This is a genomic window from Blautia sp. HCP28S3_G10, assembly GCF_052065235.1.
GTDB lineage: Bacteria > Bacillota > Clostridia > Lachnospirales > Lachnospiraceae > Blautia_A.
In genome coordinates, this window is sequence record NZ_JBQHUL010000002.1 from 58,531 (window position 1) to 71,662 (window position 13,132).

Annotated in this window: 12 protein-coding genes; 8 read left to right on the forward strand and 4 right to left on the reverse strand. The window is 40.6% G+C overall.

Annotated features, from left to right (window positions below):
• Nucleotides 1-9: 9 nt before the first annotated feature.
• The 6 genes from glgA (at nt 10) to xerD (ending at nt 6,790) form a co-directional block, all read left to right on the forward strand.
• Nucleotides 10-1,458 carry a glycogen synthase GlgA gene (gene glgA / locus ACTNB8_RS01505; protein ID WP_441051700.1) on the forward strand — a complete coding sequence of 483 codons (1,449 nt, stop codon included), beginning with the start codon at nt 10-12 and terminating at the stop codon, nt 1,456-1,458.
• A 192-nt stretch (nt 1,459-1,650) separates the two neighbouring features.
• Nucleotides 1,651-2,709, forward strand: a complete 1,059-nt coding sequence (gene recA / locus ACTNB8_RS01510; protein ID WP_441051703.1) for a recombinase RecA — start codon at nt 1,651-1,653, stop codon at nt 2,707-2,709.
• 11 nt (nt 2,710-2,720) lie between these two features.
• On the forward strand, nt 2,721-3,215 hold the full coding sequence (locus ACTNB8_RS01515; RefSeq protein WP_441051705.1) for a regulatory protein RecX: 495 nt from the start codon (nt 2,721-2,723) through the stop codon (nt 3,213-3,215).
• 299 nt (nt 3,216-3,514) lie between these two features.
• Nucleotides 3,515-5,038 (forward strand): ribonuclease Y, encoded by a 1,524-nt coding sequence (rny, locus tag ACTNB8_RS01520; RefSeq protein ID WP_441051934.1) that lies wholly within the window; start codon nt 3,515-3,517, stop codon nt 5,036-5,038.
• A gap of 109 nt (nt 5,039-5,147) precedes the next feature.
• Nucleotides 5,148-5,735 carry a stage II sporulation protein M gene (locus ACTNB8_RS01525; protein ID WP_441051707.1) on the forward strand — a complete coding sequence of 196 codons (588 nt, stop codon included), beginning with the start codon at nt 5,148-5,150 and terminating at the stop codon, nt 5,733-5,735.
• A 170-nt stretch (nt 5,736-5,905) separates the two neighbouring features.
• Entirely contained in the window at nt 5,906-6,790 is an 885-nt protein-coding gene (gene xerD, locus ACTNB8_RS01530) for a site-specific tyrosine recombinase XerD (RefSeq protein WP_441051708.1), read from the forward strand.
• 324 nt (nt 6,791-7,114) lie between these two features.
• Here xerD and ACTNB8_RS01535 read toward each other — a convergent pair whose 3' ends face one another.
• The 4 genes from ACTNB8_RS01535 to ACTNB8_RS01550 form a co-directional block, all read right to left on the reverse strand.
• On the reverse strand, nt 7,115-8,080 hold the full coding sequence (locus ACTNB8_RS01535) for an IS3 family transposase (protein WP_441051710.1): 966 nt from the start codon (nt 8,078-8,080) through the stop codon (nt 7,115-7,117).
• Entirely contained in the window at nt 8,077-8,757 is a 681-nt protein-coding gene (locus tag ACTNB8_RS01540) for a transposase (protein WP_441051712.1), read from the reverse strand. Before ACTNB8_RS01540 ends, ACTNB8_RS01535 begins: the two co-directional genes overlap by 4 nt.
• 116 nt (nt 8,758-8,873) lie before the next feature.
• Nucleotides 8,874-9,905, reverse strand: a complete 1,032-nt coding sequence (locus tag ACTNB8_RS01545; protein ID WP_441051714.1) for a 3-deoxy-7-phosphoheptulonate synthase — start codon at nt 9,903-9,905, stop codon at nt 8,874-8,876.
• Between the two features lie 84 nt (nt 9,906-9,989).
• Entirely contained in the window at nt 9,990-11,327 is a 1,338-nt protein-coding gene (locus ACTNB8_RS01550) for an oligosaccharide flippase family protein (protein WP_441051715.1), read from the reverse strand.
• A gap of 122 nt (nt 11,328-11,449) precedes the next feature.
• On the opposite strand from ACTNB8_RS01550, the gene ACTNB8_RS01555 reads away from it, so the two are divergent.
• Both ACTNB8_RS01555 and nifS read left to right on the forward strand, forming a co-directional pair.
• Entirely contained in the window at nt 11,450-11,884 is a 435-nt protein-coding gene (locus ACTNB8_RS01555; RefSeq protein ID WP_441051717.1) for an RrF2 family transcriptional regulator, read from the forward strand.
• A 29-nt stretch (nt 11,885-11,913) separates the two neighbouring features.
• Nucleotides 11,914-13,098, forward strand: coding sequence for a cysteine desulfurase NifS (gene nifS, locus ACTNB8_RS01560; protein WP_441051719.1), 1,185 nt, complete (start codon nt 11,914-11,916; stop codon nt 13,096-13,098).
• The last annotated feature ends 34 nt before the right edge of the window (nt 13,099-13,132 follow it).

The window sequence follows — 13,132 nt, forward strand, 5'->3', positions numbered from 1 at the left end:
GATTTATCGATGAAAAGAATTTTATTCGCAACATCAGAGGCAGTACCATTTATAAAGACAGGCGGACTTGCAGACGTAGCCGGTGCACTTCCGAAATGCTTTGATAAACGGTATTTTGATGTTCGTGTCATACTTCCGAAATATGCCTGTATGAAACAGGAATGGAAAGACAAAATGGAATATATAACTCATTTTTATATGGATCTGGGTTATAAGAACTGCTATGTGGGAATCATGCATCTCGAATATGAGGGGATTCATTTTTATTTCATAGATAATGAATACTATTTCAGCGGACCGAAACCATATGACAGCGCTCCGTGGGATCTTGAGAAATTTGCATTCTTTTCCAAGGCAGTATTATCAGTACTTCCGGTTATCGGATTCCGTCCGGACGTTATTCACTGCCATGACTGGCAGACAGGTCTTGTTCCTGTTTATCTGCATGATTCTTTCCAGCAGAATGAATTTTTCTGGGGAATCAAGACAATCATGACAATCCATAACCTGAAATTCCAGGGAGTATGGGATGTGAAGACTGTTCAGGATATTACAGGACTTTCCGATTATTATTTTGCACCGGACAAGCTGGAAGCCTACAAAGATGCCAACTTCCTGAAAGGCGGCATCGTATTCGCAGATGCTGTTACTACTGTAAGTAATACTTATGCGGAAGAAATCAAAACACCGTTCTATGGAGAACGCCTGGACGGACTTCTCTGTGCACGTTCCCATGATCTTCGTGGTATCGTAAACGGTATTGATTATGATGTGTTTAATCCTGAGACAGACAAATGCATCACACAGAACTATAATGCAACTACTTTCCGCAAGGAAAAAATCAAAAATAAGACTCAGCTTCAGAGAGATCTTGGACTCAATGAAGATCCGAAAGCTATGCTTATCGGAATCGTATCCCGTCTTACAGACCAGAAGGGATTTGATCTGATTGCATACATAATGGATGAGCTGTGTCAGGATGCGGTGCAGATCGTAGTTCTCGGTACAGGAGAAGAAAGATATGAAAACATGTTCCGTCATTTTGACTGGAAATATCATGGCAAGGTATCTGCACAGATCTATTATGATGAACCGCTTTCACACAGAATTTATGCAGCGTCAGATGCATTCCTGATGCCGTCGCTTTTTGAACCATGCGGATTGAGCCAGCTCATGAGCCTGAGATACGGTACTCTTCCAATCGTTCGTGAGACAGGCGGCCTGAAAGATACTGTAGAGCCATATAATGAATATGAAGGCACAGGAACAGGATTCAGTTTCACAAATTACAATGCGCATGAAATGCTTGCTACGATCCGTAATGCCGAGCGTATTTTCTATGATAAGAAACGTGAGTGGAACAAGATGGTGGATCGTGCCATGGCAGCTGATTTCTCATGGAGTCATTCTGCAAAACAGTATGAGGAAATGTACAACTGGCTGATCGGAGATAAATAAATATCTGAATCAAATGTAATAATAACATGAACAGGAGAGGACGCTGTCGAAACAGTGTCCTCTTTTCCGTTTTATGACAGGAAAAGTCGAAAAGTTATGCTTGACTTTAATGGGATTTTATAATAGCATGTAATAAGAAAACACGAACATAGGTTTGGTAAATAAAGAATACGGATAAGGAGAAATATAGATATGATCAACGAAGAGAAACAGAAAGCACTGGAAGCGGCTCTCGGACATATTGAGAAACAGTATGGCAAGGGATCAGTTATGAAACTGGGAGATTCCAGTTCACATATGCAGGTAGAGGCAATCCCTACAGGATCACTGGGACTGGATATTGCTCTTGGTGTAGGCGGCGTTCCCAAGGGAAGAATCATTGAGATCTACGGACCTGAATCCAGTGGTAAGACGACTGTAGCACTTCATATGGTATCCGAAGTACAGAAACGGGGCGGGATTGCAGGATTTATTGATGCAGAGCATGCTCTTGACCCGGTATATGCCAAGAATATAGGAGTTGATATTGATAACCTTTACATCTCACAGCCTGACAACGGAGAGCAGGCGCTTGAGATCACAGAGACTATGGTACGATCCGGAGCAGTAGATATTGTAATTGTAGACTCTGTAGCAGCACTTGTACCGAAAGCTGAGATCGAGGGAGATATGGGTGACAGCCATGTAGGACTTCATGCCAGACTGATGTCCCAGGCTCTGAGAAAACTTACAGCAGCCATCAGCAGATCCAACTGTGTTGTTATCTTTATCAATCAGCTTCGTGAGAAGGTCGGTGTTATGTTTGGCAATCCGGAGACGACTACAGGTGGACGTGCATTAAAATTCTACGCATCTGTACGCCTTGATGTAAGAAGAACAGAAACTCTGAAACAGGGCGGTGAGATGGTTGGTAACCACACTAAGGTGAAAGTTGTCAAGAATAAGGTGGCTCCACCGTTCAAACAGGCAGAATTTGATATCATGTTCGGGACTGGTATTTCCAGAGAAGGTGAGATCCTTGATCTTGCAGCAGAATGTAATGTCGTGAACAAGAGTGGTGCATGGTATTCCTATAATGGAGAGAGAATCGGACAGGGACGTGAGAATGTCAAAGTTTTCCTTAAAGAACATCCGGAAATCCGTGATGAGATTGAGAAAAAAGTAAGAATCCAGTATCATCTTCTTCCGGAAGAAGAAGGAGCAGAAACACCGGTGGCTGTTCCGGAAAATGATACAGAGAAGCAGGAGTAAATATCTGAATCATGGTGAATGGTTACGGAGAAGAGAGAGAAGCACGCAGGAAAGCACTCAGATTGCTGGAACATATGGACCGTACCGAAAAGGGGCTTCGGGACAAACTTATACAGAGCGGATTTTCCGAAACAGTGTCTGAAGATGCAATTGCCTATGTAAAAGATTACGGTTACATAAATGACCAGAGATATGCATTCAATTATATCATGTACAGGATTCACAGCAAAAGCCGCCAGAAGCTGTTTCAGGAACTTCAGCAGAAGGGAATTTCCACTCAGCTGATCCAGGCTGCCTGGGAGGAAGCTTCTGAACTGGAAGAACCGGACGAACACACTCTTCTCAGGGAAACCATACAGAAGAAATGCGAACCAGGAACTGCATTGGATGACGGAGCACTGCGCAGACTGTACGGATTCCTGCAGAGACGTGGCTTCCGCACGGGCGATATTGCTTCTGCACTGGAAGAACTGAATATTACACGAGGCAACTACAGCGAACAATAGTTTATTTCCCCAAAATTATATATAGTAAAGGTATGTCAGTCTCCCGAAAAATCAGAAAACATTATTCGTGAGATTTGTTTTCATGATTTTGCAGGAGGCGTCAAATTAAGTTCTTTTATAGTCCCGTTCACTTTTTTACAGTTCTTTTTGTAAAAAACTACAGTATCTTTTTGGGTAGAAAAACTTGACATAATTATCAAAAACAGCTAAACTTGTATTGTTGTATTTGTACAATGAAAACTAAATAAGGAGGTGCTCCTGTGACAATCACAAGTGTTTTTGTTGCAATTGTCGCTGTAGTGGTCGCACTGCTTATTGCGGTTCCTGTTACTTGCAAGGTTGCTGTTGGCAATAAAGCGAAAAAAGATGCTGAAGTTGTCGGCACAGCAGAAGACAGAGCAAGAAGCATCATAGATGAAGCTTTGAAAAATGCTGAAACAAAGAAACGTGAAGCTTTGTTGGAAGTAAAGGAAGAATCTCTCCGAACAAAAAATGAACTGGAGAAAGAAACCAAGGAACGTAGAAATGAACTGCAGAAATATGAAAGACGTGTTTTATCCAAAGAGGAATCTGTAGATAAAAAGGCAGATGCAGTTGAGAAGCGTGAGGCAGAGTGCACAGCAAAAATTGCTGAGTTGCAAAAGAGAGAAAAGAAAGTAGATGAACTTGAGGAAAAAGGAGTACAGGAACTGGAAAGAATTTCCGGTCTGACCTCCGACCAGGCAAAAGACGAGTTACTCAAAAGTGTAGAAGACGATGTAAAAGTAGATGTTGCACGACTTTACAAAGAACTTGAGAACAGAGCAAAAGAAGAAGCTGGTAAGAAAGCCAAGGAATACGTGGTAAATGCCATTCAGAAATGCGCAGTAGACCATGTGGCAGAAACCACAATCTCCGTTGTTCAGCTTCCAAGTGATGAAATGAAAGGTCGAATCATCGGACGAGAGGGACGTAATATCCGTACTCTTGAAACACTGACTGGTGTAGATCTCATTATTGATGATACACCGGAAGCAGTTGTACTTTCTGCATTTGATCCTATCAGACGAGAAGTAGCAAGGGTTGCCCTTGAGAAACTGATCGTTGATGGACGTATCCATCCTGCCAGAATTGAAGAAATGGTAGAAAAGGCCCAGAAAGAAGTAGAAGCGCAGATTCGCGAAGATGGTGAAAATGCAGCAATGGATGTCGGGGTTCATGGCATTCATCCTGAACTACTTAAACTTCTTGGACGTATGAAATTCCGTTCAAGCTACGGACAGAATGCATTGAAACATTCAATTGAAGTAGCACAGCTTTCAGGAATTCTTGCAGGTGAAATTGGCGTAGATGTACGTATGGCCAAGCGTGCAGGTTTACTTCACGATATTGGCAAATCTATCGACCACGAAGTAGAGGGTTCTCATATTCAGATTGGTGTGGATCTTTGTAAGAAATTCAAGGAATCTGCAGTGGTTATCAATACTGTTGCATCCCATCATGGCGACTGTGAACCAGAATCTTTGGTTGCATGTATTGTTCAGGCTGCAGATGCAATCTCCGCAGCAAGACCAGGTGCAAGAAGAGAAACTCTTGAAACTTATACAAATCGTTTGAAACAGTTGGAAGACATTACCAATGAATTCAAGGGAGTAGAAAAGTCCTTTGCTATTCAGGCAGGCAGGGAAATCCGTGTAATGGTAGTACCGGAACACGTAACAGATGCTGATATGGTTCTGCTGGCAAGAGATATTGCAAAACAGATTGAAGCTGAACTGGAATATCCGGGACAGATTAAAGTAAATGTGATAAGAGAAAGCAGAGCAGTTGATTATGCGAAATAATATAAAACCGTGTGGAAGAAATTCCATACGGTTTTTCGCATTCATGAACCGAAAAAGAAAAAAAGTTCTAATTACTGCATATCACCCGTAGACTGTACAGGGTGAGTAAATGCAGAATAAGAAATATAAAAATAGAAGTTTTCCGGCATATGGACTGTTATGGTTGGGAATATTAGTGGGAACACTGGTTCCAAATATTATATGGAAAATCGAGTGGCATCAGAAAGCAGCGGCAGCCATGTATCTTCTGGGAACTTTTTCAGGGAAAAACATAGACAGAATTGAGTATCTGCAGCAGGTTGTGAAAATGCGTGGCGGATTTTTTGTAATGGCAACAGTATGTGGAGTATCGATTTTCGGGGTGCCTTTTGCTGTTCTGGCAATGATACTTACAGGTGTGAAGATAGGAATGCTTCTTACAATGTCGCTTCTGGAATTTGGAGTAAATGGAGGCCTTACAGGAGTCGGACTTCTGTTTCCACAGTATTTGGTATATATTCCTCTAAGCACATATTTACTCGGACTTGTATACAGACAATCTTATATCATATGGAACAATCCCTCAGATACATTAAAAGAAATGAAACGTTATTTTTTACAGATACTGATATGTGCCGGAATTATGACGGTAGGAATATTACTGGAAGTATACTGTAATCCGGCGGTAGCAGAGCTGGTGCTCAGGAATGTATTTTAACCGAATCAAGGAAGTCCCCTGCTTCAATTGCGAATATCCGCTTGACCCAAGTCTGGTATGAAAGGTAACAAAGTTTTTGATGGCTGAATATAAAAACAGATTGATTTTACACTAAATCGAACGTATAATACATATACGTTTTATGGGAATATGCAGAGGATGGGAAGAAAATGGAACGAGAAATTACGAATCTGATCATGTATCTGAGAGAAAGAAAAAATATATCTCAGAATACAGAAGTGTCTTACGAACGGGATCTGATGAAACTGGTCAGATATCTTAAGGAGCAGAAACTTAACAACTGGTCAGCTATTACCAGTGCAGATCTTAAAGGATATCTGAATTATATGAAAACAGAAAATCTGGCTTCATCTACTATATCAAGAAATATCGCATCAATAAAGGCATTATTTCATTACCTTGAAAGAACAGACAAAATCAATGAAGATCCGTCAGAGAATCTGAAAGCTCCTAAAATAGAAAAACAGCCGCCGGAAATACTGACAGTACAGGAGGTTGACCGTCTTTTGAAACAACCGGATGTAAAAACGGCCAAAGGACTCAGAGATGCAGCAATGCTGGAACTCCTCTATGCGACAGGGATGCGGGTAAGCGAACTGATTCATCTTCAGCTTTCTGATTTGAATCTTAGATTTGGATATGTGATCTGTCATGACAGTGACAGGGAAAGAGTAATACCAATCGGAAATACCAGTAAGAATGTACTCTCAGAATATATGGAACATGGAAGAGTGTATTTTGTCAGATCAGACAGTGAAAGATCTCTGTTTACTAACTGTTCTGGAAAAAGTATGAGCCGTCAGGGGTTCTGGAAAATATTGAAAAAATATGCCAGCGATGCCGGGATTACGGGAGATATAACGCCACATATGCTGAGACATTCCTTTGCAGTACACATGCTCCGGAACGGGGCAGATATAAAAAGTGTTCAGGAAATGCTGGGACATTCGGATATTTCTTCTACACAGATATATCTTGCAGAAAATGTTTCAAAAATGCGGGACGTTTATATGAAAGCACATCCCCGCCACTGAAATCAGTATTATATCAGATGTGAGATGACTCCCACCTCTTTAGGCGGCGAGGAGCAAATTAGTATCAGTGGTGGGAGTCAATCCCCCATCTGACATAGCCTCCGGCAGGATTGCAGAGATGCGCAAAAGAAATATGTCATGCTTTGCATGACGCGCATCTCGCAGCAAGAATGCCTCGGCGTTCTTGAAAACAACAGCAAAAAGCCGCCTGATTTTCCGCAGACAGAAACTGCAGAATGATATGCCCCTTGTCAAGTAGACAGGTGAAATATCTAAAGATAAGCGACAAAAATACCTACATTTCATTTTGGAGTGTAGGTATTTTTATGCACACCATTTCTCTTTATATTTTTTAATTCGTTTGTTTTCTGGAATAGGATATTCTACTGGTATGTCAGATTTCAGTGCTTCTTGACGTACTTCTAGGGGTGTTTTGTAGCAATACCTATCCTGTGGACGTTCTTCGCTATAAAATCTTATATAATCCTTTATTGCAAATCTTAATGAGGATTCATCAGTTATTTCGTACATCTGATACATTTCTGCTTTGATAATTCCCCAGAAACCTTCTGTTGGTCCATTATCAATACAATGTCCAACCCGAGACATGGATTGTCTCATTTCTTGTTTTACAAGTTTCTTTTTAAACATTTTGCTGGTATACTGGAATCCCCGATCTGAATGAAAAATCGGCTTTGCACAGGGGTTCAACGCAATTGCCTTATCAAAGGTTTTAAATACTAATTTATTATCATTTCTGGCACTAACAGCATATGACACAGGATATCTATCATACAGATCTATAATGGCACTTAAATACAACTTCTTTTTTTCACCTGGCACTTTAAATTCAGTCACATCAGTAGCCCATTTTTGATTGGGTGCAGTTGCGTAAAAATCTCTTTGTAATATATTTTGTGTTGTTTCATCTGCATTGGCATTCCTATATTTTTTCTTCTTTTTTCGTATAACGGAATGGATTCCCAGTTTTTTCATAATTCTGTGAACTCTATTTTTGCTGTACTTTGTTTGATTAAAATGATTGATCCAAGAAGTCATTCTCCGATACCCTAAGATATGACTAAAGCGTTCATCATACTCCTTAATGAGCTCTGCAAGTTTGATGTTTTCCATTTCCTCCTCAGGTGTTTCACGGTGTAGCCATTTATAATAAGCAGCTCTTGCGACCTCCAAATGTTTACACATCCATCCAATACTCCAGTTTTTCTCTGTATAAAAATATTCTATCGCAAGATATTTTGATTCATGACGAATCTTACCCAGCCTCACATCCTTTCGAAGTCTTTCACTTTTTTTAACAATTCAACAACCATATCCTTTTCTTCCAGCTGACGCTTTAGTCGTAAGTTTTCACGTCTCAAACGTTCTAATTCATCTACTTCATCATCTGTTTTACGTTGACCGCGTCTGTCAGTTAATCCGGATTCCCCATCACTATCATATTTCTTTACCCAAGAATAGACCTGACTGTAAGAAACATTGAATTTTGTAGCTGTATTCTTATAGTCACGATTATGGTTGATGCAATAATTAACGATTTCTTTTCGTTCCTCAAGTGTTGTTTTTCTTCGTGCCTCTGCCATATAGAACTCCCGTTTTGGATTATAATCCTTGAACTCTCTATTGGCATTATACACCTTAATCCAACTTCGCAAAACAGAACGACTAGATATTGCATATTTAGCGATGATATCGTCAACAGTCCCTTCTCCATTTAGAACTGCTTCTACGCATCGGAGTTTAAATTCCTTTGAATAAGTTCTATTTCTATTCGATGGATGATAAAATGCAGCTATCCCATGAATTTGATATTCATTAATCCATCCTTTTAGTGTTGAATATCCTATACTGTATTTATCAGCAAGGAACTGAATAGAACCTATACCATCCAGATATTCCTGCGATACTTTAGCTCTAAACTCAGGTGAATGTTTTGATTTTGGCATAAAAAATACCTCCAAAGTAACAGATTTTTATATTTAATCTGTCTACTTTAGAGGTATCATATCAGAAGATCAGGCGGCTTTTTGTGTTTATTGTTACTGTGAACAGTTACTGTTTATCAGCACATTTCAGCGATGGTATAAAGCAATTTTTCAGATTCGTCCCATCCAAGACAAGGGTCAGTAATGGACTTTCCATAAATATGATTACCACCAATTTTTTGATTGCCAGGTTCAATATAACTTTCAATCATAAAACCTTTGACCAGTTTATGGAGTTCAGGATCGACCAGACGGCTATGAAGAACTTCTTTGGCAATACGTACCTGCTGTTCGTACTGTTTGTTGGAGTTGGAGTGATTAGTGTCAACTATTACTGCAGGATTCTGCAGATTTTTTTCCTGATATTTTTCCCAGAGAAGTCGAAGATCTTCGTAATGATAATTCGGGATAGCTTCTCCGTGTTTGTTGACAGCACCTCTGAGAATGGTATGAGCCAGAGGGTTTCCTGTTGTTTCTACTTCCCAGCTTCTGTATATAAATCGATGTGAAGCCTGAGCTGCAACAACTGAATTAAGCATAACACTGTAATCACCACTGGTAGGGTTTTTCATACCTGCCGGTACATCCATGCCACTGACCGTGAGACGATGCTGCTGGTCTTCAACAGAACGTGCACCTACTGCGACATAAGAAAGAATATCGGACAGATAACGATAGTTTTCAGGATAAAGCATTTCATCAGCACAGGTAAAACCACTTTCCTGGATTGCATGAATATGCATTTTGCGGATTGCAACAAGACCTGCGAGAAGGTCAGGTGCTTTTTCTGGATCGGGCTGGTGAACCATTCCTTTGTATCCCTCACCTGTAGTTCTTGGTTTGTTGGTATATACTCGTGGAATGATCAGTACTTTGTCAGCAATTTTGTCCTGAACAGTGCGCAGACGCTGCAGATAATCAATTACAGCTTCTTCATTGTCGGCAGAACATGGACCGATGATCGCTAAAAATTTATCTGATTTTCCAGTAAAGACATCGCGGATTTCCTGATCTCTTTTGTCTTTGAGTGCCTGAATTTCAGCGTCGATCGGATATTCATTGCGAATTTCTGCCGGGCTGGGTAATTTTTTCATAAATGTAAATCCCATACTTCCTCCTCTTAACCTGATGTTGTGTTACTGTCTGTTAAGTACACAGCAACACCGTCAGGATTTACGTTTCGTAAATGTTTCTCACCGGCTTATTATAAACGATTCAGAAGCCCTTGTCGAGTGATTTAGTGCATAAATATGAAGGAGGCTCAAAAGCATTTCACTGAAGAGAAAACCATAAAGATATCCCCGCATACCAGTCAGGGGAATAACAAAAAATACGCATGAAATCCGGCACAGTATACCAATACTGTTATGGAGAAGACAGCGTCCTGCTTTTCCAAGTCCATGAAGTATGGCGGAAAGCGCAGTGTTCATGTAAAGAAAGGGACAGATAAAAGCCAGTGTCTGTATGTAAATCCCGGAGGTGCTGCTGTGAAAAAGAAAACAGCCCATAAAAGAACCAAAGATGAAGAAAAAAATACAGCAGAAAACTCCGATCAGTGCACAGCTTCGGCAGGTCTGGCCGATGATCCACCGGATTTTTCGATTGTTCCCAAGAGCCTGCATTTCAGAAACAGAAGGCATCAGCATAAGAGCAGCAGAGTTTGTAAGCGCAGTGGGAAACATGATGAGTGGCAGGGCCATGCCGGCAAAGATTCCATATATACTTAAAGAATCAGCATGGGACAGCCCGAACATACGGAGGCGCTGTGGAATCAGTATAGTTTCGATGCTTCCGAGAAGTGTGATAAGAAGACGGTTAAGAGTCATAGGAAAAGCTGTGACAGATATTTCCTGCATGACCGGGAAGATTTTTACAGCGGAAAAATAATATTTGAATCCTCTGAGTCGAATACTGATATAAAGGAGAGAGAAAAGAGCAGCAACAAGTTCAGAGCAGAGCGATCCTCCGACAGCAACAGAAGCATTTACCGTAATACCACGGGAAACTGCAATCTGACAGAAAAGCCAGGAGCTTCCAACGCGTACAAACTGTTCCAGGAGCTGCGTGAAAGCAGGAAATTCTGCTTTTCCAAGTGCGAGACAGTAACTGTTTGCACAGCTGTGCAAAGATGCAAATGGGAAACAGAAACAAAGGATTTTTATCAGAGGCGCAGTGGAAGATTCCTTGAGGATTTTTATCGAAAAAAAATCGGCATATCGAAAAAGAAGAAAAGAAAAAAGACAGGAAAGTATAAAGGCAGTGGATGTGCCTGCGAGGAAAAATGTTCCGGCTTCCTTTTCTTTCCTGACAGCAAGACGGGCGGAAATAAGCCTTGACAGAGCTGTCTGGATACCGATGGTTGTAAGTGAAAGAATCAGACTCTGGAGCGGAAAAGTAAGCTGATAAAGCCCAATGCCCTGTGCACCAATAGTATGAGAAAGGAATATTCTGTAAAAGAAGCCTATAATCCGACTGATGAATCCTGCACTGGTAAGGAGAAATGTCCCCCTGAGAAAATTTTTTTTCGACATAGAGCTCATCTCGTGTTTTTTTAGCAGTATATGCGCAAAACTGCCTTGACAGAACAGAGGGATTCTGATAAAGTAAGTTTTGGAAATCCGACGAAAACACTAGGAATTAAAGAGGTGAGTGGATGAAACTGTCAACAAGAGCAAGATACGGACTGAAAGCATTGGTAGATCTGGGTCTTCACTGTGAGACAGAAGCTGTTTCCATTCAGAGTATTTCAGACAGACAGGGAATTTCCGTCAGCTATCTGGAACAGTTAATGGCGAAACTGAAAAAAGCCGGCCTGGTAGAGAGCACCAGAGGAGCGTGCGGTGGATACAGACTTGGTCGTCCGGCGGAAGAAATTTCAGTAGGAGACGTCTTAAGAGTTCTGGAAGGCAGTCTTGAAGCAGCACAGTGTTCAGGCATGGATGCTGAACAGAGTTGTGAACGGAAGGATATCTGTGTTACAAAATATGTATGGAAACGAATCAATGACAGTATCACAGAGGCAGTTGATACCATGATGTTGAGTCAGTTGATAGAAGAAAGCCGGAAAAAACAACAGGAAAGAGTATAATTATATCATTATTTCAGGAGGACAAAGAAATGAAGAAATTAATTTATCTGGATAATGCAGCTACAACAAAAACAGCACCGGAAGTTGTGGAAGCTATGATTCCGTATTTTTCAGAATATTATGGAAATCCCTCCAGCGTTTATGATCTGGCAGGTAAGAGTAAAGAAGCAATCACAGAAGGAAGACAGAAGATTGCAGATGCCCTTAATGCAAAAAGAGAAGAAATCTATTTCACAGCAGGTGGAAGCGAAGCTGACAACTGGGCACTGAAAGCTACTTTTGAAGCATACAAATCAAAAGGTAATCACATTATTACAACAAAGATTGAACATCATGCTATCCTCCATACATGTGAATATCTGGAAAAAGAAAGAGGAGCACGTATCACTTATGTTGATGTAGATGAGAACGGTGTTGTAAAACTTGATGAACTGGAAAAAGCAATCACACCGGAGACAATTCTTATTTCTGTTATGTTTGCAAATAATGAGATTGGTACGATCCAGCCTATTAAAGAAATCGGAAGAATTGCAAAGGAACATGGAATTCTTTTCCATACAGATGCAGTTCAGGCGTTTGGTCAGGTACCGATTGATGTAGATGAATTGAATATTGATATGCTCAGTTCCAGTGGACACAAGCTGAACGGACCTAAGGGTATTGGTTTCCTTTATATCCGTAAGGGCGTTAAAATCAAATCTTTCGTTCATGGAGGAGCTCAGGAGCGTAAACGTCGTGCAGGTACAGAAAATGTTCCTGGAATCGTAGGATATGGCGTAGCTACAGAACGTGCAGTAAAATCTATGAAAGAACGTACTGCAAAGGAAATCGAACTGCGTGATCATCTGATTCACAGAATTGAAACAGAAATTCCATATGTAAAAGTAAACGGTGACCGTGTTAAGAGACTTCCTAATAACGTAAACGTCAGCTTCCAGTTTGTAGAAGGTGAATCTCTTCTTCTGATGCTGGATGGAAACGGAATCTGCGCATCCAGCGGATCTGCATGTACTTCAGGATCTCTTGATCCGTCTCATGTACTTCTTGCAATCGGACTGCCTCATGAAATCGCACACGGTTCTCTGAGAATGACTCTGAGTGAAGAAACAACAAAAGAAGATATTGATTTTACAGTTGATAAATTAAAAGAGATCGTACAGTATCTGAGAAATATGTCTCCGCTGTATGAGGATTTCATCAAAAAACAGAAATAATCATTAAGCTGAATAATAACAGTTGAATACTTAA